The sequence below is a fragment of the Streptomyces sp. NPDC035033 genome (genome assembly GCF_040636735.1).
Classification (GTDB): domain Bacteria; phylum Actinomycetota; class Actinomycetes; order Streptomycetales; family Streptomycetaceae; genus Streptomyces.
Map to the genome: position 1 here is coordinate 19583 of NZ_JBEZUZ010000003.1, position 23431 is coordinate 43013.

26 protein-coding genes and 1 tRNA gene are annotated in these 23431 nt (G+C 74.9%); 8 read left to right on the plus strand and 19 right to left on the minus strand.

Annotated features, from left to right (window positions below; translation table 11 throughout):
* Positions 1–41 precede the first annotated feature (41 nt).
* The 5 genes from AB0E83_RS02535 to sigE all read right to left on the minus strand — a co-directional run bounded on the left by AB0E83_RS02535 (position 42) and on the right by sigE (position 4661).
* Positions 42–644, minus strand: a complete 603-nt coding sequence (locus tag AB0E83_RS02535; RefSeq protein ID WP_362104671.1) for a hypothetical protein — start codon at positions 642–644, stop codon at positions 42–44.
* An 88-nt stretch (positions 645–732) separates the two neighbouring features.
* Positions 733–1176, minus strand: a complete 444-nt coding sequence (locus AB0E83_RS02540; RefSeq protein ID WP_362104674.1) for a sec-independent translocase — start codon at positions 1174–1176, stop codon at positions 733–735.
* Between the two features lie 114 nt (positions 1177–1290).
* The gene (locus AB0E83_RS02545; protein WP_362104677.1) at positions 1291–2988 is read right to left on the minus strand and encodes a trypsin-like peptidase domain-containing protein; all 1698 of its coding nucleotides are present in this window, start codon (positions 2986–2988) and stop codon (positions 1291–1293) included.
* Positions 2989–3063: 75 nt separating this feature from the next.
* Entirely contained in the window at positions 3064–3906 is an 843-nt protein-coding gene (locus AB0E83_RS02550; RefSeq protein WP_362104680.1) for a zf-HC2 domain-containing protein, read from the minus strand.
* Complete coding sequence (gene sigE / locus AB0E83_RS02555; protein ID WP_362104683.1) at positions 3903–4661, minus strand: RNA polymerase sigma factor SigE; 759 nt, start codon at positions 4659–4661, stop codon at positions 3903–3905. The genes AB0E83_RS02550 and sigE overlap by 4 nt, the downstream gene beginning before the upstream one ends.
* Before the next feature lie 142 nt (positions 4662–4803).
* On the opposite strand from sigE, the gene AB0E83_RS02560 reads away from it, so the two are divergent.
* Complete coding sequence (locus AB0E83_RS02560) at positions 4804–5469, plus strand: O-methyltransferase (RefSeq protein ID WP_362104686.1); 666 nt, start codon at positions 4804–4806, stop codon at positions 5467–5469.
* 112 nt (positions 5470–5581) lie between these two features.
* On the opposite strand, the gene AB0E83_RS02565 is transcribed toward AB0E83_RS02560, so the two are convergent.
* Positions 5582–5749, minus strand: a complete 168-nt coding sequence (locus tag AB0E83_RS02565) for a DUF3117 domain-containing protein (protein ID WP_009997451.1) — start codon at positions 5747–5749, stop codon at positions 5582–5584.
* Positions 5750–6069: 320 nt separating this feature from the next.
* On the opposite strand from AB0E83_RS02565, the gene AB0E83_RS02570 reads away from it, so the two are divergent.
* On the plus strand, positions 6070–6873 hold the full coding sequence (locus AB0E83_RS02570) for an enoyl-CoA hydratase-related protein (protein ID WP_362104689.1): 804 nt from the start codon (positions 6070–6072) through the stop codon (positions 6871–6873).
* On the opposite strand, the gene AB0E83_RS02575 is transcribed toward AB0E83_RS02570, so the two are convergent.
* On the minus strand, positions 6870–7472 hold the full coding sequence (locus AB0E83_RS02575; protein WP_362104692.1) for a DNA-3-methyladenine glycosylase I: 603 nt from the start codon (positions 7470–7472) through the stop codon (positions 6870–6872). The genes AB0E83_RS02570 and AB0E83_RS02575 overlap by 4 nt on opposite strands.
* Positions 7469–7795 (minus strand): DivIVA domain-containing protein, encoded by a 327-nt coding sequence (locus AB0E83_RS02580; RefSeq protein WP_362105096.1) that lies wholly within the window; start codon positions 7793–7795, stop codon positions 7469–7471. Before AB0E83_RS02580 ends, AB0E83_RS02575 begins: the two co-directional genes overlap by 4 nt.
* A 111-nt stretch (positions 7796–7906) precedes the next feature.
* Between AB0E83_RS02580 and folP the strand changes: the two genes are divergently transcribed.
* A complete protein-coding gene (gene folP, locus AB0E83_RS02585; protein WP_362104695.1) occupies positions 7907–8767 on the plus strand; it encodes a dihydropteroate synthase in 861 nt (286 codons plus the stop codon).
* Positions 8768–8794: 27 nt separating this feature from the next.
* Here the strand turns inward: folP and AB0E83_RS02590 are convergent, their stop codons facing one another.
* Together AB0E83_RS02590 and dapE are read right to left on the minus strand one after the other, a co-directional pair.
* Positions 8795–9544, minus strand: coding sequence for a TIGR00730 family Rossman fold protein (locus tag AB0E83_RS02590; protein WP_362104697.1), 750 nt, complete (start codon positions 9542–9544; stop codon positions 8795–8797).
* 74 nt (positions 9545–9618) lie between these two features.
* Complete coding sequence (gene dapE, locus AB0E83_RS02595; RefSeq protein ID WP_362104700.1) at positions 9619–10722, minus strand: succinyl-diaminopimelate desuccinylase; 1104 nt, start codon at positions 10720–10722, stop codon at positions 9619–9621.
* Between the two features lie 29 nt (positions 10723–10751).
* Between dapE and AB0E83_RS02600 the strand changes: the two genes are divergently transcribed.
* Positions 10752–11660 carry a hypothetical protein gene (locus AB0E83_RS02600; RefSeq protein WP_362104703.1) on the plus strand — a complete coding sequence of 303 codons (909 nt, stop codon included), beginning with the start codon at positions 10752–10754 and terminating at the stop codon, positions 11658–11660.
* Positions 11661–11985: 325 nt separating this feature from the next.
* Positions 11986–12435 carry an ATP-binding protein gene (locus AB0E83_RS02605; RefSeq protein WP_362104706.1) on the plus strand — a complete coding sequence of 150 codons (450 nt, stop codon included), beginning with the start codon at positions 11986–11988 and terminating at the stop codon, positions 12433–12435.
* Between the two features lie 89 nt (positions 12436–12524).
* Here AB0E83_RS02605 and dapC read toward each other — a convergent pair whose 3' ends face one another.
* Positions 12525–13622, minus strand: a complete 1098-nt coding sequence (gene dapC, locus AB0E83_RS02610) for a succinyldiaminopimelate transaminase (protein ID WP_362104709.1) — start codon at positions 13620–13622, stop codon at positions 12525–12527.
* 92 nt (positions 13623–13714) lie between these two features.
* On the minus strand, positions 13715–14035 hold the full coding sequence (fdxA, locus tag AB0E83_RS02615) for a ferredoxin (RefSeq protein ID WP_015035968.1): 321 nt from the start codon (positions 14033–14035) through the stop codon (positions 13715–13717).
* Positions 14036–14147: 112 nt separating this feature from the next.
* Between fdxA and AB0E83_RS02620 the strand changes: the two genes are divergently transcribed.
* Entirely contained in the window at positions 14148–15149 is a 1002-nt protein-coding gene (locus AB0E83_RS02620; RefSeq protein ID WP_362104712.1) for a GNAT family N-acetyltransferase, read from the plus strand.
* Positions 15150–15156: 7 nt separating this feature from the next.
* Positions 15157–16002: a transglutaminase-like domain-containing protein gene (locus AB0E83_RS02625; RefSeq protein WP_362104714.1), complete on the plus strand. Its 846-nt coding sequence runs from the start codon at positions 15157–15159 to the stop codon at positions 16000–16002.
* On the opposite strand, the gene AB0E83_RS02630 is transcribed toward AB0E83_RS02625, so the two are convergent.
* From AB0E83_RS02630 to AB0E83_RS02655, 6 genes are all read right to left on the minus strand, one after another.
* Entirely contained in the window at positions 15999–16796 is a 798-nt protein-coding gene (locus tag AB0E83_RS02630) for an inositol monophosphatase family protein (RefSeq protein ID WP_362104717.1), read from the minus strand. The two genes, AB0E83_RS02625 and AB0E83_RS02630, sit on opposite strands and share 4 nt — an antisense overlap.
* A gap of 61 nt (positions 16797–16857) precedes the next feature.
* Positions 16858–16932: transfer RNA gene (locus tag AB0E83_RS02635), tRNA-Val, on the minus strand.
* Positions 16933–17080: 148 nt separating this feature from the next.
* Entirely contained in the window at positions 17081–19240 is a 2160-nt protein-coding gene (locus AB0E83_RS02640) for a hypothetical protein (RefSeq protein ID WP_362104720.1), read from the minus strand.
* 163 nt (positions 19241–19403) lie between these two features.
* A complete protein-coding gene (locus AB0E83_RS02645) occupies positions 19404–19757 on the minus strand; it encodes a DUF6113 family protein (protein WP_362104723.1) in 354 nt (117 codons plus the stop codon).
* Positions 19754–20680, minus strand: a complete 927-nt coding sequence (gene mshB / locus AB0E83_RS02650) for an N-acetyl-1-D-myo-inositol-2-amino-2-deoxy-alpha-D-glucopyranoside deacetylase (RefSeq protein ID WP_362104725.1) — start codon at positions 20678–20680, stop codon at positions 19754–19756. Before mshB ends, AB0E83_RS02645 begins: the two co-directional genes overlap by 4 nt.
* 41 nt (positions 20681–20721) lie before the next feature.
* Complete coding sequence (locus tag AB0E83_RS02655; RefSeq protein WP_362104728.1) at positions 20722–20916, minus strand: hypothetical protein; 195 nt, start codon at positions 20914–20916, stop codon at positions 20722–20724.
* Positions 20917–21128: 212 nt separating this feature from the next.
* Between AB0E83_RS02655 and AB0E83_RS02660 the strand changes: the two genes are divergently transcribed.
* Positions 21129–23315 (plus strand): prolyl oligopeptidase family serine peptidase, encoded by a 2187-nt coding sequence (locus AB0E83_RS02660; protein WP_362104731.1) that lies wholly within the window; start codon positions 21129–21131, stop codon positions 23313–23315.
* On the opposite strand, the gene AB0E83_RS02665 is transcribed toward AB0E83_RS02660, so the two are convergent.
* Positions 23291–23431, minus strand: coding sequence for a hypothetical protein (locus tag AB0E83_RS02665; protein WP_362104734.1), 141 nt, complete (start codon positions 23429–23431; stop codon positions 23291–23293). The two genes, AB0E83_RS02660 and AB0E83_RS02665, sit on opposite strands and share 25 nt — an antisense overlap.

A 23431-nucleotide genomic window follows, 5' to 3' on the forward strand; every position in this document is an offset into this window, starting at 1 on the left:
GGGCACCCCGGTGCGGGGTGCCCCTTCGGCGTACCCGGGCGTCAGGCGTACGCGCCGAGGTCCTTGATCTGCGCGAAGCCCAGGCCGTACGCGCTCATCCCGCGCCCGTACGCCCCGATGTGCACGTCGCCCGCCGATCCCGCCAGCACCCAGCCGAACTCGGACTCGCGGTAGTGGAACGGCACCGGGACCCCGTCGACCGGCAGCGACAGCGCGGTCCAGGCGGGCCCGTCGAGGTCGTCGGCGAGCTCGAAGGCCGTCTCGGTCTGCTGGTCGAGCCAGTGGTCGCGCAGCGCGTGGTCGAGGGAGGCGGGCCAGGTGTGGGCCAGCAGCCCGGAGCCGGCCAGCCAGGCGGCGGAGGAGACGGTGGTGGCGTCGAGGACGCCGGTGCCGTCACCGGTGCGCCGGACGGGGTTCGCGGCGACCGTCACGACGACGGCGAACCGCTCCTTCTCCGTGCCGGCGGTCTCGGACTTTATCGACGGCTCGTCACCGTGGCCCACCGAGCCGTGCTGGACGGTGCCGTCCGCCGCCGTGCCGATCTGCATCAGCCGGCGGGGCCCGGTGAACGCCTCGTCGAGCCCGTACCAGGCGAAGGGCGCGCGCAGAAAGCCCTCGGCTTCCACCTGACTCGTCGTCTTCATCTCGGCCGCCTCCTCGTTCCTCCCCCAGACTCCGTCCGGGGGTACCCCCAACCCAAGGAGGATAGCGACCGGTCGGTGACCGCCCGTGTCAGGTGGCGTCGGAGTCGTACGGCGGCGGTTCGGGAGAGGCCGGCTTGTCCTGCTTCTTCAGCGGGTCGGGGGCGGAGCCGTTGACCGCCGCGGGGGCGGCGGCGGGCGTGGTCTCGCGCCCGTTCACCGCGTCGGCGACCTCGTTCATCTCCTTGCGGAGGTCGAAGGTGGAGCGCAGCTCCTTGAGGTCGCTGAGGTCCTCGTTGTTCTCCAGCTGCTTGCGGATGAAGGTCTTCGGGTTGAGGTCCTCGAACTCGAAGTCCTTGAACTCGGGGCCGAGCTCGCTGCGGATGTCCTGCTTGGCGCTGTCGGAGAACTCGCGGACCTTCCGGATGAAGCGGGAGACGTCCTGGACGACCTTCGGCAGTTTGTCCGGGCCGAAAATGAGCACGGCGAGGACGATGAGCGTCACCAGCTCGAGTACGCCTATGTCGCTGAACACCTAGTAGCTCCTTCACGCCGGACCAGGGCGGCCCGGTCCACGGTACCCGCCCGGACTGCCGGTCGGGTACCTCGCGATGTCCGCCACATGGAGATCGGGTGCCGCCGCGGTGCGTCAGCCGCCCTGGGCGGAACCGAGCGTGACCGTCCTGGTCAGTTCCTTGCCGTCGCGGGTCAGGGTGAGGGCGAGTGCGTCGCCGGGGCGGTGGGCGCGGATCTTCACGATCAGCTCCTCGCCGTTGTGGACCCGCTGGCCGTCGACCTTGGTGATGACGTCGCCGGGGCGCAGGCCGGCCTTGGCGGCGGGGCCGCCGGGGGTGACGGAGGGGGCGCCGTCCTTGCCCTTGTCGCCGACGCGGGCGCCGTCGCCGTTGAACTGCATGTCGAGGCTGACGCCGATGACGGGGTGGGTGGCCTTGCCGGTGTTGATGAGCTCCTCGGCGACCCGCTTGCCCTGGTTGACCGGGATGGCGAAGCCGAGGCCGATGGAGCCGGCCTGGGCGCCGCTGCCGCCGTCCCCGTCGCCGGAGCCGCCGGCGGCGCGGATGGCGCTGTTGATGCCGATGACGCGGCCCTTGCCGTCGAGGAGGGGGCCGCCGGAGTTGCCGGGGTTGATGGGCGCGTCGGTCTGGAGGGCGTCGACGTAGGAGATGTCGCTGCCGTCGCCCTTCTCCCCGCCGGCGGTGATCGGGCGCTCCTTGGCGCTGATGATGCCGGAGGTGACGGTGTTGGAGAGGTCGAAGGGGGCGCCGATGGCGACGACGGGGTCGCCGACGCGGACGTCGTCGGAGTTTCCGAGCGGGAGCGGCTTGAGGCCGGTGACGCCGGTGACCCGGACGACGGCCAGGTCGTAGCCGGTGTCCTTGCCGATGAGCTTGGCGGAGGCGGTCTCGCCGCTGGAGAAGGTGACGGTGATGTCGCCGGAGGAGGCGGCGGCGTCGACGACGTGGTTGTTGGTGAGGATGTGGCCGCGGTTGTCCAGGACGAAGCCGGTGCCGGTGCCGGAGCCTCCGCCGCCGCTGACGTGGAGGGTGACGACGCCGGGCAGGGCGCGGGCGGCGATCCCGGCGACGCTGTCGGGCGCGCGGTCGGTGGTCCCGGCGCCGGCCTGCGGCAGTTCGACGGTGCCGATGCCGCCGTTGCGCTCGACGTAGGCGCCGACGCCGCCGCCGATCACGCCGGTGACCAGGGCGAAGGCGAGGGCACCGACGAGCGCGAGGCCGCGCCGGGACTTCTTCCGGGCGTGCGGGGCCACGGCACCGGCGCCGGCGCCCCACGGGTCGTACTGTCCCCAGGCCGGCGCGCCCTGCGGCGGCACGGGCCCCTGCGGGGGCGGCACGGCGCCGTGCGGGGGCACGGCGGCCGTCTGCGGGGGCGGTACGGGCGCGGCGGGCCGCTGCACCGGCGGCGCGGGCGCCCACGGCCCGGGCTCGCCGTAGGGCGGCGTCCGGTACTCGTCGGGCTCGTGGAGCGGCCGCGGGGCGGCCGGCGCGGCCCCCACGGGCGTCACGGGGACGGCGGGCGCGGGCTCCTCGGACGCGGCGGAGACCTCGGGCACGGCGGGCGCCCCGGAGCCCTCAGGAACGGCGGGGGCTTCGGGCGCGGCGGGGGCCTCGGGGGCGGGCCGCTCCTTCGTCATGTCGACCTTGGGGGCGGCGGACGCCCCGGGGGCCGGTTCCGCCGCGGCGGGCTCGGCCGGATCCGGGGCCTGGAGGGGGAAGTCGTCCGCCTCCGCCGGGGGCGGCGTGGGTATCCGCGCCGCCTCCGGGGGCGTCGAGGGCCGGCTCCACCAGTTCGGCTTCCCGTCGTTCATGCTCTCCCCGCAACCGCTGACCCGTGAGCGCCCCCGTGTCGGGCGCTCTGACCGAGGATTCAACCAGGTCGGGGGTCAGCGGCGGGAGCCCGGCGGGCTGGGGGCCGGGCCGGGCACCGGGCCGAGGGCCGGGTGAAGAGCGGGAACCGTCGGGCGTATGAACGGCGAGAGGGCGAAGAGCGGCTGCGCCTGCGCGGCCCGGAGCCGGAGCGCGGCGACCGGTCCGGCGCGGTCCGCGTCCATCGGGACGGCGCCCGTGGGAACGGTGCCGCCGGGGACGAGGGGCCCGGCGGCGATCGACTGGACGCCGCCGGCGGAGCGCTCGGAGCGGTCCGAACGGCCGGTCGCCGCACCGGCGGCGGAGCCGGGTCCGGCGGAGGCGCCCGCGCGCAGCGGGGTGACCGCGCTGCCGGTGCCCTGCCCGCCGCGGGCGGCGGTGGCGAGGGAGCCGTCGGCGGGCAGGGTGCCGCCGAGGGCGATGGCCGCGAAGGAGACCGCGCCGGCGGCGGCGACGGCGAAGCGCCGTCCCCGGCCCGAGGGGGCGACCGCGTGGACCCGGAATCCGGTGCCGGTGTCGGGCTCGGCGGGGGGCGCGGTGGCGAAGCCGTCGCTCTTCACGCCGCCCGCTTCGAGGAGCTGCTCCAGCGGGGAGCGCCCCGGCGGCTCCCCGGGGCCGCCGGGCAGTCCCTGGAGGCGGGCGAGGAAGCCCTCGGAGGGCTGCGGGGCGCCGCTGGACGCGAAGACGTTCTTCAGGGCGCGCTGCGCGTCGGCCTCGGCCTTGCAGCGGGCGCAGGTCGCGAGGTGGGCGAGGACCCGCTCGCGGGCGTCATGGCCGAGCTCGCCGTCGACGAGCGCGGCGAGCCGGTCCCCGAGGTGGTGTTCCGCGGGGCTCGGGGACGGGGGGCGGGTGCCGCTCACGCTGTCCCGGCCTCCCATCCGACGGTGACCAGGGCCCGCTCGGCGCGGGCCTCGGGCGAGCGGTGCTTGAGCGCCTTGCGCAGGTGGGAGCGGCCCCGGTGGATGCGGCTGCGGACGGTGCCGAGCTTCACGCCGAGGGTCGCGGCGATCTCCTCGTACGAGAGCCCCTCGATGTCGCAGAGGACGACGGCGGCGCGGAACTCGGGCGCCAGGGTGTCGAGGGCCTGCTGGACGTCGGCGTCGAAGTGGGTGTCGTTGAACACCTGCTGGGGGGAGGGCTCACGGCTGGGGAGCCGCTCGGCGGCGTCGTCGGCGAGCGCGTCGAAGCGGATGCGCTGCTTGCGGCGGACCATGTCGAGGAAGAGGTTGGTGGTGATGCGGTGCAGCCAGCCCTCGAAGGTGCCGGGGGTGTACGTCGACAGCGAGCGGAAGACGCGGACGAAGACCTCCTGGGTGAGGTCCTCGGCGTCGTGCTGATTGCCGGTCAGACGGTAGGCCAGGCGGTAGACGCGACCACTGTGCGTGCTGACGATCTCCTCCCAGGTGGGCGGAGTCCACGCCTGCGATTCCGCATCCGATGCGAAGGTCGCGGTGGTGGGTGCGGCGGCAGTGCGGCGGATCTTGTCAGCGGTGTCGGTCACGGATTTCGGCTCACCCGCCGACCTGAGAAGACGCCGCAGCGCCCCTCTCCGATCCACAGGCGCAGCCGCACCTCCCCTATCGGCTCTGGTGGTGTCCAGTGGAGTCCCTACCATAGCCACCTCGCCCGTTAGCTCCGGATAAGAATCTTTACGCGCATTTGAACCGGCGTCACGTGCCGGCTTCCCACGCGTCCTCACCCCTGGTGAACGCCCGGTCCCATCTGCGGGTTCCCGCTGACAGCGGATACAGTCACCGTTGCGCCAACTAAGGGGACAGGAGAGGGTCATTACCGCCAACCGGCAGACGGACTGGGCGCTCGCCGAGGCCTTTGTCGCCGAGGACGAGGCACTGCGCTGGGCCCGTGAGCGCGCCCGGGAGACAGGGCTGCCCTCGGTGTCGCCGGGCACCGGCGCGGCACTGCGTCTGCTGGCGGCCTCGGCGGACGCCAAGGCGGTGGCCGAGATCGGTACCGGCACGGGCGTGTCGGGCATCTACCTGCTGCTCGGGATGCGGCCGGACGGCACCCTGACCACCGTGGACGTGCAGCCGGAGCACCAGCAGTTCGCGAAGACGGCGTTCCGGGCGGCGGGGTTCGCGGGCAACCGGGCGCGGTTCATCCCGGGCCGGGCGCTGGACGTGCTGCCGAGGCTGGCGGACGGCGGGTACGACCTCGTCTTCTGCGACGGCGACCGCGAGGAGTACCCGGACTATCTCGCTGAATCGTTGCGCCTGCTCCGACCTGGGGGTCTGGTCTGCTTCGAGGGCGTCTTCGCGGAGGGCCGCACGGTGGACTCCGGCGCCCAGCCGGCCGAGGTGCAGCGGGTCCGCGAGCTGCTGCGCACGGTCCGGGAGAGCTCCCAGCTGCTGCCGACCCTGCTGCCGGTGGGCGACGGCCTGCTGTGCGCGGTGCGGCGGGGCTGAGCCCCTCCCCGGTCACCGGCCCCGGCCCCGGTCACCGGCTCCGGCCCCCGGCACGCCGCTGCCCCGGACGGCGGGGCCGTACCGGGGCAGCGGTGCAGGAATAAGGGGAGGGTCAGCCGACGACCTTCTTCAGGGCGTCGCCGAGCGCCTCGGCCTCGTCCGGGGTCAGCTCGACCACGAGCCGACCGCCGCCTTCGAGCGGAACGCGCATGACGATGCCCCGCCCCTCCTTGGTCACCTCGAGCGGGCCGTCACCCGTCCGCGGCTTCATGGCCGCCATGCTCGTTCCCCTTCCTGAAACCAGCTCATCGTCAGCCGGGCAGCTCCGTACCGCGGAGCACGCGTCACCGGCTTCGAACACATTGCTTCCAGGTCATTATCCCGCATCGCAGGACCCGATGACCAACATCGATCCGCATCGCTTGGGCAACGCGCTCCCGCAAAACCCCACATTTCGGCGTCGGGCCTGCGATACTTCGCCGCCGCGGGTCGTCCCGCGGACCCCGATTCTTTGACGCAGCTCACATGGGCGGTACGGGTGATCTCCGTCATGCTGGGCGGGATCAGCCCACGCGAGACAGACGAGACGAAGGGGTCCCGATGGCCGACACGGTCCTGTACGAGGTGAGCGACGGGCTCGCCACCATCACGCTCAACCGGCCCGAGGCCATGAACGCGCTGAACATCGAGGCGAAGGTCGCGCTGCGGGACGCGGCCGAGGCGGCCGCCGCCGACCCGGCGGTCCGGGCCGTGCTGCTCACGGCGGCGGGCGACCGGGCGTTCTGCGTCGGCCAGGACCTGAAGGAGCACGTCGGCCTGCTGCTCCAGGACCAGGAGTCGGGCACCGGCACCACCATGTCCACGGTCCGGGACCACTACAACCCGATCGTCCGCGCGCTCGCCGGCATGGAGAAGCCGGTGGTCGCCGCGGTGAACGGCGTCGCCGCCGGCGCCGGCTTCGGCTTCGCGCTCGCCGCCGACTACCGGATCGTCGCCGACACCGCGACCTTCAACACCTCCTTCGCCGGCGTGGCCCTCACCGCCGACTCCGGCGTGTCCTGGACGCTCCCCCGCCTCATCGGCCGGAGCCGCGCCGTCGACCTGCTGCTCTTCCCGCGCACGGTCACCGCCCAGGAGGCGTACGAGCTGGGCATCGTGAACCGCCTGGTCCCGGCCGCCGAGCTGGCCGCCGAGGCGGAGAAGCTCGCCCGGAAGCTCGCCGGGGGCCCCACGGTCGCCTACGCGGCCCTGAAGGCCTCCGTCGCCTACGGCGCCGACCACTCCCTGTCCGAGGCGCTCGACAAGGAGGACGAGCTCCAGACCCTGGCCGGCGCCTCGGAGGACCACACCATCGCGGTCCGCGCCTTCCTCGCCAAGGAGAAGCCGAAGTACCTGGGCCGCTAGGCCGGGGCGGCGACCCGTCGCCCGCCCCGGGCCGCGCACTGGGCGAGGTGGTCGTCGACCAGGCCGCACGCCTGCATGAGGGCGTAGGCCGTGGTCGGGCCGACGAAGCGGACGCCGCGCTTCTTCAGGGCCTTCGACAGGGCCGTGGACTCGTCGGTGACGGCCGGGACGTCCGCGAGGGTGCGGGGCGCCGGGCGGGTCTCCGGATCGGGGGCGTACGACCAGATCAGGGCGTCCAGTTCGCCCGGGGACCAGCCGGCGAGCAGCTTCGCGTTGGCGAGGGTCGCGTCGATCTTGGCGCGGTTGCGGATGATGCCCTCGTCGGCGAGGAGCCGCTCCCGGTCGGCGTCCCCGAAGCCGGCGACCGCCGCGATGCGGAAGCCCGCGAAGGCGCGGCGGAAGCCCTCCCGGCGGCGCAGGATCGTGATCCAGGACAGGCCCGACTGGAAGGCCTCCAGGCAGAGCCGCTCGAAGAGGGCGTCGTCGCCGTGGACCGGGCGGCCCCACTCCTCGTCGTGGTAGACCGTGTAGTCCTCGGTGGACAGGCCCCAGGGGCAGCGCGGCAGCCCGTCGGGGCCGGGGATCGCGCCGCCGCTCATCGCCCGTCGCCCTCGGCCGCCCCGTCGCCCGCCGCGCCCGCGAGGGCGGACTCCAGCTCCGCGATCCGGGCGTCGCGCTCGGCGAGCTCGGCGGCGAGCCGGTCCAGGACGTCGTCGACGTCCTCCATCCGGTAGCCGCGGGCGGCGACCGGCAGCCGCAGCGCCTCGACGTCGGCCCGGTCCACCGGGCGGGTCAGCGGCAGCGGGTCCACCAGCTGCTCGGGGGCCGCCTCGGGCAGCACCTCGCTGTCGCCGCCGCCGACCACGGCGAGGGTCACGGCCGCGACGACCACGACCATCGTGATGAGCAGGAACCAGAACACCAGCGCGCCTCTCCCCAGGTGGAAAACGTCCCGTGCCGATCGTGCCATGCGCCACCGGCGGTTAGGGTCACAGACGACGCAGGTGAGCGGCGGTGAGGGAGGACATAAGGGATGCTGCGCTTGGGACGGCGTGAATTCGGGCCGCACGAGCCGGTGATCATGGCGATCGTGAACCGGACCCCGGACTCCTTCTACGACCAGGGCGCGACCTTCCGCGACGAGCCGGCGCTCGCCCGGGTCGAGCGGGCGGTGGCCGAGGGCGCCGCGATCATCGACATCGGCGGGGTCAAGGCCGGCCCCGGCGAGGAGGTCACGGCCGAGGAGGAGGCCCGCCGCACGGTCGGCTTCGTCGCCGAGGTCCGCCGCCGCCACCCCGACGTGGTGATCAGCGTCGACACCTGGCGGGCCGACGTCGGCGCGGCGGTCTGCGAGGCCGGCGCGGACCTGCTCAACGACGCCTGGGGCGGGGTCGACCCGGGGCTCGCGGAGGTCGCCGCGAAGTACGGCGCCGGTCTCGTCTGCACCCACGCGGGCGGCGCCGAGCCGCGCACCCGGCCGCACCGGGTCGAGTACGAGGACGTGATGGCCGACATCCTGCGGGTCACCGTGGGCCTGGCCGAGCGGGCGGTCGCGCTGGGCGTGCGGCGGGACGGCATCATGATCGACCCGGGCCACGACTTCGGGAAGAACACCCGGCACAGCCTGGAGGCGACCCGCCGCCTCGGCGAGATGACGGAGACGGGCTGGCCGGTGCTGGTGTCGCTGTCCAACAAGGACTTCGTCGGCGAGACCCTGGACCGCCCGGTGAAGGAGCGGGTCCTCGGCACCCTGGCGACGACGGCCGTCTCGGCCTGGCTGGGCGCGCGGGTCTACCGCGTCCACGAGGTCGCCGAGACGAAGCAGGTCCTCGACATGGTGGCGACGATCGCCGGCCACCGCGCGCCGGCGGTCGCCCGGCGGGGCCTGGCCTGAGCCCCGGCCCCGCCGGACCCGGAGGGTCTAGCGGCCGACCTCCTTGGTGACGAGCGCGACCGCCTCCTCCACGTCGTCCGTGACGTGGAAGAGGAGCAGGTCGTGCTCGGACGCCTTGCCGCCGGCGACGACCGTGTCCTTCAGCCAGTCGACGAGGCCCTTCCAGTACGCGCTGCCGAAGAGCACGATCGGGAAGCGGGTCACCTTGCGGGTCTGCACCAGGGTCAGCGCCTCGAAGAGCTCGTCGAGGGTGCCGAGGCCGCCGGGCAGGACGACGAAGCCCTGCGCGTACTTCACGAACATCGTCTTGCGGACGAAGAAGTACCGGAAGTTCACGCCGATGTCGACGTGCTGGTTGAGCCCCTGCTCGAAGGGGAGCTCGATGCCGAGGCCGACCGAGATGCCCTTCGCCTCCCGGGCGCCCTTGTTGGCCGCCTCCATGGCGCCCGGGCCGCCGCCCGTGATGACGGCGAAGCCCGCCTCGACGAGCGCCCGGCCGATCCGCACGCCCGCCTCGTACTCGGGCGAGTCGGGCTTCGTCCGGGCCGAGCCGAAGACGCTGATCGCGCCGGGCAGTTCGGCGAGGGCGCCGAAGCCCTCGACGAACTCGGACTGGATCCGCATGACCCGCCAGGGGTCGGTGTGCACCCACTCCGAGTCGCCCTCGGTGTCGAGCAGCCGCTGGTCCGTGGTGCCCGGCTGGACCTGGTCCCTCCGCCTCAGCACCGGTCCGAGGCGCTGTTCCTCCGGCTTCGCCATTCCCTCGGGAATGCCCATGGCCTGCTCCCTCCGCCGTTCCACGATCTTTCTGTCGGGCCAGGGTAGGACTCCTGAGGTGACGAAACGCGAAATTACGGGAGACGGGCGGTCAGCCAGTCGCGGAGCCGTGCCTCGCAGTGGTGGATCCGGTCGACGTGCACGTGCTCGTCCCGCTTGTGCGCGTAGATCGGGTCGCCGGGTCCGTAGTTGACGGCGGGGACGCCGAGCGCGCTGAAGCGGGAGACGTCGGTCCAGCCGAACTTGGGCATGGCGGTGCCGCCGACGGCCTTCATGAAGGCCTCGGCGGCCGGGTGGGAGAGGCCGGGCAGGGCGCCGGGGCTCTCGTCGTCGACGACGAACTCGGTGACGCCGCAGTCGGCGAAGACCTCGCGGACGTGCGCCAGCGCCTCGGCCGGGGAGCGGTCGGGGGCGTACCGGTAGTTGACGGTGACCGTGCAGGCGTCGGGGATGACGTTGGTGGCGACGCCGCCCTGGATCGCGACCGCGTTGAGCCCCTCGTGGTACTCCAGGCCGTCGATGACCGGCTTGCGCGGCTCGTAGGCGGCGAGGCGGGCGAGGATCGGCGCGGCGGCGTGGATGGCGTTGGAGCCCATCCAGGAGCGGGCGGAGTGGGCGCGCTCGCCGGCCGTGTGCAGGACGACGCGGAGGGTGCCCTGGCAGCCGCCCTCGACCTGCCCGTCGGAGGGCTCCAGGAGGACGGCGAAGTCGCCCTCCAGCCAGTCGGGGTGGGCGGCGGCGATCTTCCCGAGGCCGTTGAGGTCGGCGGCGACCTCCTCGTTGTCGTAGAAGACGAAGGTGAGGTCGCGGTTGGGCGCGGGGACGGTGGCGGCGATCCGGAGCTGGACGGCGACGCCGGACTTCATGTCGGAGGTGCCGCAGCCCCACAGGACGCCGTCCCCGTCGAGCCGGGAGGGGACGTTGTCGGCGATCGGCACGGTGTCGATGTGGCCGGCGAGGACGACCCGCTCGGCGCGGCCGAGGGAGGTCCGGGCGACGACGTTGTTGCCGTGGCGGTCGACGCGGAGGTGGGGCAGGGCGCGCAGGGCCCGCTCGATGGCGTCGGCGAGCGGCTTCTCGGTCCCGCTGACGGAGGGGAAGTCGACGAGCGCGGCGGTGAGCGCGGCCCCGTCCAGGGTGAGGTCGAGCGGGGTCTCCTGCACGGTGATGTCAGCCATATGCCGACCCTAACCCGGCCTCCAGTACGGTGGGCCCCGTGTCCGAGTCCCCCCGCCCCGCCCGCCGCGGCCGTCTCGCCCGTTCGGCCGTCGCGCTCGCCGTCCTGTGCGGCCTCGCGTCGTACATCGCCGTCCACCAGGTGACCGGGAGCAAGGGCGCGCCCCGGTGCGCCGTGGGGAGCGGCGGCGGCCGGTACGAGTTCACCCCCGAGCAGGCGTCGAACGCGGCGACGATCGCGGCGGTGGGGACGTCCCGGGGGCTGCCGGAGCGGGCGGTGACGATCGCGCTCGCGACCGCGCTCCAGGAGTCGGCGCTGCGCAACATCCGGCACGGCGACCGGGACTCGCTCGGCCTGTTCCAGCAGCGGCCGTCGATGGGCTGGGGCACGCCGGAGCAGATCATGGACCCGGTGTACTCGGCGGGGAAGTTCTACGAGGGGCTGGAGAAGGTCCCCGGCTACTCGCGGATGCCGCTGACGGTGGCGGCGCAGAAGGTCCAGAAGAGCGGCTTCCCGCAGGCGTACGCGAAGCACGAGCCGGACGCGACGCTGCTGTCCGCGGCGCTGACCGGGCGGACGCCGGCCGCGCTGTCGTGCACGGCGGACGTCGAGGAGGGCCGTCCCGGCGATCCCGCCCGGGTCCGTACGGAGCTGGTGCGGGCCTTCGGCGAGGCCGCGGCCCCCACCTCCGTCTCCGGCGGCGCCAGCGCGGGGCGCTCGGCCGCGGAGCCCGCCGTCCTCGTCGTGCCCGTCCGGGGCCCGGAGCGGCGCGGCTGGGAGCTGGCGCAGTGGGCGGTGGCGCGGGCGGACTCGCTGCGGGTCGCGGAGGTCGCGTACGCGGGCCGGGTCTGGCACGCGGACGACTCGGGCGGCGGCTGGGAGCCGGCCTCCGCCGCCTCGGCCCCCGCCTCCTCGGTCCGGCTCCGTCTGGCCCGCTGACACCGCGCCGCCGGGCCCCGGACACGGGGTGGACCCGGTCCGGACTGGCGTGCGAGGGGTCGCCCGGGGCGGGGTATCGGCCCTCCCCCGGGCCCCCTGGTGACCGGGGTGCCCGTGAGGTGTGCGGGAGGCTTGGGGCGTCAGAGGAGTGACGGTTCGGCACGGGGCCCGGGCGGGCGGCGTTCGTCCGCTTTCCTCCCCACCCGACAATACGACCCATTACCCAGCCTTTACCTTCGACGCCCGCAACCTCCCCCGCCCCCGCCTCGGTTGTGCAGCCCGCGGACGCAAACGTCCTGACCGTCTCTTCCGTCGAAGGAGCACCATGTCCCTCCCCCTGACCCGCCGGATCGCCCGTGTCGCCCTGATCGTCGCGGCCGGCGCAGCCCCCGTGGTCGGTGCGGCCGGCTCCGCGAACGCGCTGGAGCCGAACCTCGCGCCGACCGGCGCGCTCGGCGGTCTGACCGCCCTCGACGCCGCCGGCACGGGCTCGGCCGTCGACGGTGCCGCGCGGACCGCCACCGGGGTCGCCGGAGCGACCGGCAGCGAGGCCGTCGGCACGGCCGTCCCGGCCGCCGGCAAGGCCGTGGGCGCGGCCGGCAAGACCGCCACCCCGGCGGCCCAGAAGATCGCGGGCGAGACCGCGGGCAGCGCGGGCCAGGCCCTCGGCCAGACCGCCGGCGCCGCCGCCGAGAGCGCCGGCAACACCCCCGCGGGCGGCGCGCTGGGCGGCGCCCCGGCCGGCCAGATGCTCGGCGGCCTGCCCGTCGGCTGAGCCGGCGGCCGCACCGTCGGCACGCACGCGGAAGGGCCCGGGTCGCACACGCGCCCCGGGCCCTTCCGCGTACCGCCGTGCCGCCGCCGTCAGCCGAGGCGCTTGACCGCCGCCGCCACGCGCTCGTCCGTCGCCGTGAAGGCCACCCGGACGTGGCGGGCGCCCGCCTCGCCGTAGAAGTCGCCCGGGGCCACCAGGACGCCCTTCCCGGCCAGGTACGCCACCGTGTCCCAGCAGGGCTCGTCGCGGGTCGCCCACAGGTAGAGGCTCGCCTCGGAGTGCTCGATGCGGAAGCCGTGGGCCTCCAGGGCGGCCCGCAGGGCGGCGCGCCGGGCCGCGTACCGCCCGCGCTGCTCCGCGACGTGCGCGTCGTCGCCGAGGGCGGCGACCGTGGCGGCCTGGACGGGGGCCGCGGTCATCATCCCGCCGTGCTTGCGGATCTGGAGCAGCTCGCCGAGGACGGCCGCGTCGCCGGCGATGAACGCGGCCCGGTAGCCGGCCAGGTTGGAGCGCTTGGAGAGCGAGTGGACGGCGACGATCCCCTCGTACGAGCCGCCGCAGACGTCCGGGTGCAGGACGGAGACCGGGTCGGCCTCCCAGCCCAGCTCCAGGTAGCACTCGTCGGAGAAGACGAGGACGCCGTGCTCGCGCGCCCAGGCGACGATCCGGGTCAGCTCCTCCTGGGCGAGGACCTTCCCGGTGGGGTTGGACGGGGAGTTGAGCCACAGCAGCTTCACCGCGGCCGGGTCGAGGTCGGCGACGGGGTCGTCGTAGACGACCGGCTCCGCGCCGCAGAGCCGCGCCCCGACCTCGTACGTCGGGTAGGCGAGCCGCGGGTACGCCACCTGGTCGCCGGCGCCGAGGCCGAGCTGGGTCGGCAGCCAGGCGACGAGCTCCTTGGAGCCGACCACCGGCAGCACGTTCCCGTGGGTGAGGCCGGTGGCGCCGAGGCGCCGCCCGCACCAGCCGGTGAGCGCGTCGCGCAGCGCGGGGGTGCCCCAGACCGTCGGATAGCCCGGCGTGTCCGCGGCGGCCACCAGGGCCTCCTGGATCAGCGCGGGGACGGGGTCGACCGGGGTGCCGACCGACAGGTCCACGATCCCGTCCGGGTGGGCCAGGGCGGTCGCCTTGTACGGCTCCAGCTTGTCCCAGGGGAAGACGGGCAGGCGCGAAGAGACTGCGCTCACGGGATGGCTCACTTCCTCAGTACGTACGCGATACGCGTCGGTCCCGTACGGCGGCGGAGCCGTACGGGACCGAGAGCGGGTGCAACGAAAGATCAGCCGTTCTGCGGAGGCAGGGCGGCGATGAAGGGGTGGTCGCGCTCGATCTCGCCGAGCTTGGAGGCGCCACCGGGCGAACCCAGCTCGTCGAAGAACTCGACGTTCGCCTTGTAGTAGTCCTTCCACTCCTCCGGGGTGTCGTCCTCGTAGAAGATCGCCTCGACCGGGCAGACCGGCTCACAGGCTCCACAGTCGACGCACTCGTCCGGGTGGATGTAGAGAGATCGCTTGCCCTCGTAGATGCAGTCGACGGGGCACTCCTCGATGCAAGCCTTGTCCTTGACGTCGACACAAGGCTGCGCGATGACGTAGGTCACGCTGTCGTTCCTCCTCGGTAGGGCTGGTCTGCGCGGGAGCGCGGTGTCGTCGATGCCCGCACCTAGTATCTCCGTTCTTGAGGGCGATCCGAACAGGAGGGGCGCAGAAGCTGTGGAAATCACCGGCGGAGGACGGCTTGAGGTCCGTGTCACCAGCGATGACGTGGGAAAACGTGTCTCCGTTCGGTACGTGACGGGGTCCGCCTCGGCGGGTGAACGGTTCACCGACGCCGTCGGGGTGCTCACATCCTGGAACGACGGAGTGATCACGATCACACGAAAGAGCGGCGAGACCGTCCGGATCCCGGAACTCCGCCTGGTCGCGGGCAAGATCGCGCCTCCCGCGCCGGCCCGCCGCCGGGGCCCGGCCGCCACCTTCCCGGAGCTGTCCCGGGCCGCCGCGCGCGCCTGGCAGCCGGTCGAGAGCGAGCGGCTCGGGGGGTGGACCCTGCGGGCGGCCGACGGATTCACCCGGCGCGCCAACTCGGTGCTCCCGGAGGGCGATCCCGGGCTGCCCGTGGCCGAGGCGCTGGAGCACGTGCGGAAGTGGTACGCGGACCGGGAGCTGCCCGCGTACGTGCAGACCGCGACCGGCGCCGAGGGCACCCAGGAGCTGCTCTGCGCCGAGCTGGAACGGCTCGGCTGGACCCGCGAGATCAGCGCCGAGCTGCGGATCGCCGCCCTCGCGCCGCTCGCCGACCGGGAGCCCGGCCCCGTCGAGGTCCGCCTCTCCCGGACCTTCGACGAGCCGTGGCTCCGCCGCTACCAGCGGTTCTCCGGGGTCGGGCCCGCGGTGCGGCACGTCCTCGGGACGGGCCCCAGCGTGTGGTTCGCGTCCGTCGCGGGCACCGGGGAAGTACCGGACGCCATCGGGCGTTGCGTCGTCGACGGGCGCTGGGCGGGCTTCCTCGCGGTGGAGGTCGCTCCGGAGGCGCGCCGCCGGGGCCTGGCCACCGCCGTCATGGCCGCCCTCGCCGGGCGGGCCCTCGACGAGGGCGCGTCGGCGGCCTGGCTCCAGGTCGAGGCCGACAACGACGGCGCGCGGGCGCTCTACGAGGGGATGGACTTCGCGGTGCACCACCACTACCACCACTACCGGCAGCCGGAGGCGTGAGCGCGGCGTGAGCGCGGAGGATCCCCTGAAACGGCCGCCCGACCGGCGGCGGGAGTTCGCGGAGGAGGCCCGGTCCGAGCGGCCCGACCTCGCCCGGCTCTGCCTGCTGATCTGCGCCGTGGCCGACCCCACCCTCACCGAGCACGACCTGGTCGGGGCCGACGTCGAGCTGGACCGGCTCGCCGGGCTCGTCCCGTACGGCACCCGCTTCACCGGCGCCTGGAAGGACGAGCTGGCGGCGCTCCTCGGCGGCCGCGAGGGCTTCGAGGGCGTCCCCGCCGACTACCAGCGGCTGGAGTCCTCCCTCCTCCACGAGGTGCTGCGGCGGCGCCGGGGCCTGCCGATCCTGCTGTCCGTGGTGTGGATGGAGGTCGCCCGGCGGGCCGGCGCCCCCGTGTACGGGCTCGGGCTGCCCGGCCACTTCGTCGTGGGCTTCGGCGACCCGGCCGACCTGGACCTCGCCGACCCCTTCGCGGGCGGCCGGCCGATGACCGCCGAGGACGCCGAGCTGCTGGTGGCGAGCGCGACCGGCGAGGCCCTGGACCGCTCGATGCTGCGGCCCGCCGAGCCCGGCGCGATCGTGCTGCGGATCCTCGGCAACATCCGCGCCTGGGCGGCCCCCCGGCCCGAGCGCTCCGACGTGGCCCTGTGGGCGGTGGAGCTGGCCCTGCTGCTCCCCTCCCACCCGGCCCGGCTCCGCTACGAGCGGGCGGAACTCCTCGTCCAGCGCGGCGACTTCCTCACCGGGGCGGCGGAGATGGAGGCGTACGCGCAGATCATGGACGCGGTGGACCCGGACTCCGCCGCCGCGATCCGCCACAAGGCCCAGGCGGCGCGGGCGCGGCTCAACTAGGACGCGTTCTTCCGGATCAGGTCCATCAGGCGGGCGTGGGTGGGCGCGTCGGCGGCCGCCACGAGTCCGCGGGCGCCCTCCTCCCCCACCGGGGTGCCGTCGAGGCCGGTGACGACGCAGCCGGCCGCCCGGCACAGGGCGATGCCGGCGGCGAAGTGGACGCTGCCGGACAGGTCGCCGCCGTCGGTGACGTACGCGGCCCGCTTCCCGGCCGCGACCCAGGCGAGCGCGAGCGACGTGGACACCACGCGGGGGCGGAAGCCGGCGACGAAGTCCGGGTGGGCGAGCAGGTCGACGGCCCGGAAGCGGGGCGCGCCGGGGAACGGCGGGTCGAGGTTCACGTCGACGAGCCCGGTGGCGGCGGTGGGCGCCAGCGGCTTCCCGTCCGGCCCCCACGCGCGCGTGCCGTCGGTGCGGAACACCTCGCCGTCCTCGCCGCCGAAGGGGTCCGCCACGGCCGCCGCGCCGCCGCGCAGGGCCACGTTGACGGCGACGAGCTTGTTCCCGACGGCGTAGTTGAGGGTGCCGCAGAGGGGGTCCACGAGCCATTCCCGGGCGCTTCCGGCCGCCCCCCGCCGGCCGCCCTCCTCGCCGAGGACGGCGTCGTCGGGGCGGGCGGCGCGCAGCACGTCGAGAGCGGCCCGTTCGGCGGCAAGGTCGGCGCCGGTCGCGAAGTCGCCGCCGCCCTTGTCGACCCGGGCGAGGTCCTGTCCGTAGAGGTCGCGCACGACGTCGGCGGCGGCCCGGGCGGCGGCCGCGGCGACCTCGGCGTCGGAGAGCTCCTGGGTGATCACGGGGCAAACGTACGCGGGCGCCGTGCGCGGCGGAAGGGAAGAAGCGGGGGGTGGAGGAGGGAGCGGGGCGACCGGATTCGAACCGGCGTCCTCCGAGATGTCATCGCGGCGCATTACCTCTGTGCTACGACCCCGCTCCCAGGCCGCCGAGTCTAGACACGGTCCCCGGGACGATCCAAACGGTTTGCGCTCCGCCCCGGTGATCGCCCGTCAGCCCTCCGACGCGGGCGACCCCCGGCCTCGGGGGAGGCCGGGGGTCGCTCGGGCGGGCGGGGGCGGAGGGATCAGCCGTTGCCCGACAGGTCGATCGTCGCGGTGCGCTCGGCCTTGGTCTTCCCCCGGAGGGCGTCGCGCATGGCGAAGGCGACGTCGTCGGCGGAGACCTCGTGCTTCGAGCCGTCGCCCTTGGTGATCATGACGCCCTCGAAGGTGCCTTCGAGGAGGCGGGTGATCGCCTTCTTGTCGTAGACCTCCACCAGGTGGCCGTCGACGGCCTTCATGGAGAGGATCTGCGGCAGCGAGCGGGCCGGGCCGAAGTCGATGGCCTTGCCGCCGGCCTGGATGGTGATCCGGCCGGACATGGCGGGCCGGGCGAACTCCTTCATCGCCCGGTCCAGTTCGGCCTTGGTCACGGTGGGCTGCCGGACGCTGACGGGGAGTTCGACGACCTTGTTGACGCCGGTCTCGACCTGGGCGCGGAAGGCGTCCTTGACGGAGATCATCGAGCGCTGGATGTCGAGGCCCTTGCCGGGCTTGCCCTCGACGGCGGTGACCTTGTTCGGGGCGAACAGGATGGTCGCCTCGGTCGCCGAGGAGGAGCTGCCGGCGAGGTCCCGCAGGGCGACGGCGAGCTTCTCGTCGTCCACCGGGAAGACCGGCTTGGCGACGCGCTCGCCGCCGAAGAGGGAGCCGATCACCGAGACCGGGTTGTAGTCGCTGCCCGCGGCGGCCCGGACGGTCGCCTGGCTGTCCAGGGTGAGACCGGCCTTGTCGGGCGCGAGCTGGACCTTCTTGCCGCCGACGCTGAGCTGGAGCGGGGTCGCGGCGCGCTTGCCGAGGGACGTCTCCAGCTTGTTGACGGCCTCCTCCTTCGTGCCGCCGCCGATGTCGACGCCGAGGACGGTGGTGCCCTTGGGGACGTCGGAGTGGTTGAGGAGGAGTCCGGCGCCGTAGGCGACGCCGGCGGCGCCGACGACCGCGACGGCGGCGAGGACCAGCTTGGAGCGGCCCTTCTTGGCCGGGGCCGGCGCGGGGGCGGGCTTCGGGGCCGGGGCGGGCTTCGGGGCCTGCTCCCGGTCCTGCGGGCCGGGCGCCGGGGCCCGGTGCCCGTCGACGCGCGGGGTCGGGTCGGGGCGGCCGCCGGCCGGGGGCACGACCGGGATGCCGTTCGTGAGGGTGTCGCCGGACACCTGGCCGCCGGGGCCGCGCCGGGGGCCGCCGGCTCCCGGGCGGGCCGCGCCCGGGCCGGGCGCGGGGGCGGGCTGCTGGGGCGTCAGGATCGCGGTGTCGTCGGACATCCGCGGCGCGCCGGCGGCGCCGAACGGCCCGGGGCCGCCCGGCGCGGGAGCGCCCTGCGCGGGGCCGGCCGGGCGCCCGGGCGCGGCGGGCCGTCCGGGCGCGCCGCCGCCGAGGTCGGCGAGGCCGCTGACCGGACCCGTGGTCGGGCCGGTGGGCCGGCCGTCGTACGCGGGCGTGCCGCCGGCCGGCGTGCCGTCGTACACCGGCGTGCCGCCCGCGGGGGTGCCGTCGTACTGCGGCGCGGGGCCGGGCTGGGGGCCGTCGTACACCGGCGTGCCGGCGGCGGGGGTGCCGTCGTAGCCGGGGAGGGTGCCGGTGTCGTACAGCGGGTTGCTGACGGGGCGGCTGGAGGGCGTGCTGCCGACCGTGGGCACGCCGGCGGTCGCGGAGCCCGCGAAGCCGGTGCCGGGGGCCTGCGGGCCGCCGGGGGCCTTGGGGCCGGGGGCCGCCGGGGCGGCGGGGGCCGGGGCCGTGGGGGCCGGGGCCGGGCCGGAGTTCTTGCGCGGCGCGAACCAGTCGCTGGTCTCCTTGGCCCTGGGGGCCTCGGCGGCGGCCTGCGGCGGCTCGGGCGCGGCCGGCGCGGGGGCCGGCTCCGGCTCGGGCTCGGGGGCCGGCGCGGCCTGCTCCGGCTCGGCCGGGGCGGCGTCGTCGGCGGCCCCGGCGACGGGCTTGCGGACCACGACGGGCGGGATCGGCCGCGAACCCGGAATGTTGATGCGGATCCGGGTGGTCAGGGTGGTCTCGGTCTTCGGCTCCTCCGGCGGCGCGGGCGCGGCGGAGGTCTCCTCCGGCGCGTCCTGCGTCGGGTGGAGCGACGGATACTGGCGGGATCCGTACGGCTGGGTTCCCGACGGGTAGGCGGCCCCGCCGCGTCCCTGGGCGCCGGAGGACGAAGTGTCGGTCTCTCGACCAGTTTCACGACTCAAAGCAGGATCTCCCGGTTGGCTCCGCCGCCCGCTCTTGCTGATGCTCGTACTGTCCCGGGCGGTTCGGCGGCGCGCACCACCATACTGTCCGGCGCCGCCGGTTATCCGCCCGGTGGGAAGTCCGGCCGCCCGCGGGTGGCCCCGGGGCGGCCCGCGGCGCGCTTCACGGGGTGTTCTGCGGCAGCCTGCTGACGGTGGCGCAGATCACAGCGGCGGCCATGCCGCCGAAGAGGAAGAGCAGCTCGCCGAGGCCGCCGCCGAAGAGCCCGTCCCCCTCGGGGCGGCCGAAGCTCAGCAGGACGACGGCGAGCAGCCAGCCGCCGCCGGCCGCGGCGAGGCCGATCTGGGTGCCGGTGGCGCGCATGCCGCCGTAGAAGAGGGCGGCGGTGGCGAGGAGGGCGAGGAGCAGGCCGAGGGGGAACCAGGCGGCCTGGACGAGGGCCCCGGCGGTGCCGACGACGGCGCCGAGGACGAGGAGGCCGGCGTAGGCGGCGTACCGGGCGGCGGGGGCGGTCATCGGCCGGTCGCCTCCCCGTCGTCGGGCAGGCCCGCGAAGAGGTCGGTCTCGCGCCGCCCCTCGGGGGCGCCGGAGGTGCCGCGGACGAGTTCGTAGTACTCGGTGGTGAAGAGGGGCTGGCCGAGGTCGTTGGAGAGGGCGAACCAGGGGCCGTCGACGGTGACCTGGGTGGCGTGGGCGGCCATGGCGGCGCTCTTGCGGGCCGCGTACGAGCCGGCCGCGGCGAGGTCGCCGCCGTCGATCTCGGCGGTGACGCGCTCCTCGTCGACGACTCCGGGGACGTCGTCGATCACGGCGGCCCGCGGGAAGGCGGAGCCCTCCGCGGCCAGGCGGGCGAAGCCGGCCTCGGCGACGGGGCGCGGGACCCGGTTCCAGTAGATCTTGGCGATGGCGTGGGCGGGGCCGAGGTCGGGGCGGTGGCCGGGGTCGGCGGCGAGGTCGGCGGCGCGCATGGCGACCCGGTGGGCCTGGATGTGGTCGGGGTGGCCGTAGCCGCCGTCGGGGTCGTAGGTGACGAGGACCTGGGGGCGGGTCTCGCGGATCACCTCGACGAGGTGATCGGCGGCGGTGTCCACGTCCGTGTTCCAGAAGGCGTTCGCGCGCTCGTTCTGGGGGACGCCCATCATGCCGGAGTCGCGGAAGCGGCCCGCGCCGCCGAGGAAGCGGTGGTCGGTGACGCCGAGGGCGGCCATGGCGGCGGCGAGTTCGCCGACGCGGTGCGGACCGAGGCGGTCCTCGCGGTCGGGGGCCAGATGGGCCAGGCCGGGCGGGATGACCTCGCCCTCCTCGCCCAGGGTGCAGGTGACCAGGGTGACAAGGGCGCCTTCGGCCGCGTACCGGGCCATGGTGGCGCCGTTGTTGATCGACTCGTCGTCGGGGTGCGCGTGCACGAGGAGCAGACGACGGGCGGGGAGATCGGTCATGGCCCCACCCTACGAGGCGGGGCCGCGGGTGACCGTCCGGGTCAGAACTTGAGCCCGGAGATCATGCTCGCCACGTTGGTGGTGAGGGTGGAGATGGAGTCGGAGAGGGAGGAACTGGCGAGGTAGAAGCCCAGGAGCGCGCAGACCACCGCGTGACCGGCTTTGAGTCCGGATTTCCGGATCAGCAGGAAGACGACGATCGCCAGCAGCACCACCACGGAGATCGAGAGTGCCACGGCGGTTCACCTCCACCTTCGGTCGGATTCTCGGGCACGGGATCGAGCGGTTGTTCGTACGACCGAGCCCTCGGGCATGTGCTCGACGGCTCACCCGGGTGCATACCCACGGATGGGCACCCACCAAGCGCTACGGATCATAACTATCCGTGGCGCCGCATCGATCGGCGTACGGGCGCACAGAGGGGGCGTACAGCGCTACTTTCAGCCGTATGACCATGTCTCAGCAGCACTCGTCCGCCCCACCCGTGGGGCTTTCCTTCCCGCGCCTGCACGCCCGGACCCAGCGGTTCGGCCTGGGGGTGCCGCGCGGTTTCTCGGTCTCCCCGGACGGGGAGCGGATCGTCTTCGTGCGCTCCGGCTCCGGCACGGACCGGACGCACGGACTGTGGGTGCTCGACCTGCCGGCGGACGGCGGGGAGCCGGTGGAGCGGCTCGTCGCGGAGCCGTCGGCGCTGCTCGCGGGGGCCGAGGAGGAGCTGTCCCCCCAGGAGCGGGCCCGGCGCGAGCGCAGCCGGGAGGGATCGGCGGGGATCGTCGGGTACGCGGTGGACGCGGCGGTGGAGCTCGCGGCGTTCGCCCTGTCCGGGCGGCTGTTCACGGCGGAGCTGCGGGCCGGGACCACGCGGGAGCTGCCGGTGCCGGGGCCGGTGATCGACCCGCGCCCCTCGCCGGACGGACGGCGGGTGGCGTACGTGGCGGAAGGCACGCTGCGGGTGGTCGGAGCGGACGGTTCCGGCGACATGGAACTGGCGGTTCCGGAGGACGGGCACAGCACCTGCGGATTGGCCGAATTCATCGCCTCGGAGGAGATGGGCCGGGACCGCGGATTCTGGTGGTCGCCCGCCTCGGACCGGCTCCTGGTGGCCCACGCGGACGACCGGGCGGTGCGCCGCTGGTTCATCGCGGACCCGGCGCACCCGGACCGCGAGCCGCAGCGGGTGGCGTACCCGGCGGCGGGGACGCCCAACGCGGAGGTGCGGCTCTTCCTGTACGGCCTGGACGGGTCCCGCACCGAGGTGCTGTGGGACCGGGAGCGGTTCCCGTACCTGGCGCGCGTGCACTGGTCGGCGGCGGGCGCGCCGCTGCTGCTCGTGCAGGCCCGGGACCAGCGGAGCCAGCGGGTGCTGGCGGTGGACACGGCCTCCGGCACGACCGGGACGGTGCGGGCCGAGGAGGACCCGGCCTGGCTGGAGCTGCTGCCGGGGGTGCCGGCGTGGTCGCCGGACGGGCGGCTCGTGCGGGTCGGCGACGAGACCGGGGCGCGGGCGCTGTCGGTGGGCGACGAGACGCTGACGGACGCCCGGCTGCACGTGCGGGCGGTGCTCGACGTGGGCGCGGACGACGTGCTGGTGTCGGCGTCGGCGGGCGAGGCGGCCGAGGAGCCGGAGACCGGCGAGGCGCACGTGTACCGGGTGTCGGCGCGGGGCGCGGAGCGGGTCTCGGAGGGGACGGGCTGGCACGGGGCGGTGCGCTGCGGCGCGGTGACCGTCCTGGTCTCCTCCCGGCCGGACGCGGCGGGCGCGGTGGCGCGGGTGCTGCGCGACGGGAAGCCGGTGGCGGTGGTGGGCTCGTACGCGGCCGAACCGCCGCTGCGGGCCCGGCCGGTGTTCACGGAGGCGGGCGAACGGCGGATCCCCTGCGCGGTGCTGCTGCCGTCCTGGTACGAGGAGGGGCACGGACCGCTGCCGGTGCTGATGGACCCGTACGGCGGCCCGCACGGGCCCCGCGTGGTCGCCGCGCACAACGCGCACCTGACCTCGCAGTGGTTCGCCGAGCAGGGCTTCGCGGTGGTGGTGGCGGACGGCCGGGGCACGCCGTGGCGCTCGCCCGCCTGGGAGAAGGCGGTGCTGCGGGACTTCGCGGTGACGCTGGAGGACCAGGTGGCGGCGGTGCGGGCGCTCGCGGAGCGGTTCCCGCTGGACCTGGACCGGGTGGCGGTGCGCGGCTGGTCGTTCGGCGGCTATCTGGCGGGCCTCGCGGTGCTGCGGCGGCCGGACGTCTTCCACGCGGCGGTGGTGGGGGCGCCGGTGACGGACTGGCGGCTGTACGACACCCACTACACCGAGCGGTACCTCGGCACCCCGGAGGCGGATCCCGAGGTGTACGCGGCGCAGTCGCTGCTCACCGACGACGGCCTGTCGGCGCCCGAGGAGCCGGTCCGGCCGATGATGGTCGTGCACGGGCTCGCGGACGACAACGTGGTGGTGGCGCACGCGCTGCGGCTGTCGTCGGCGCTCCTCGCGGCGGGCCGGCCGCACGAGGTGCTGCCGCTGTCGGGGGTGACGCACATGACCCCGCAGGAACAGGTGGCGGAGAACCTGCTGCTGCTCCAGGTCGACTTCCTGAAGCGGTCGCTGGGCGGCTTCCCCGCTCACCAGCCGGGCGGGCGCGGGTAGGGCGGCGGCGGGGTCACCGCCGGGACCCCGGTGGCGGGCGCGTTCGAGCCGCTGTTGATGGCCAGGATCTCGTCCCGGGGCAGGGTGTCGGGCAGGGAGTCCAGCAGCGCGCGCAC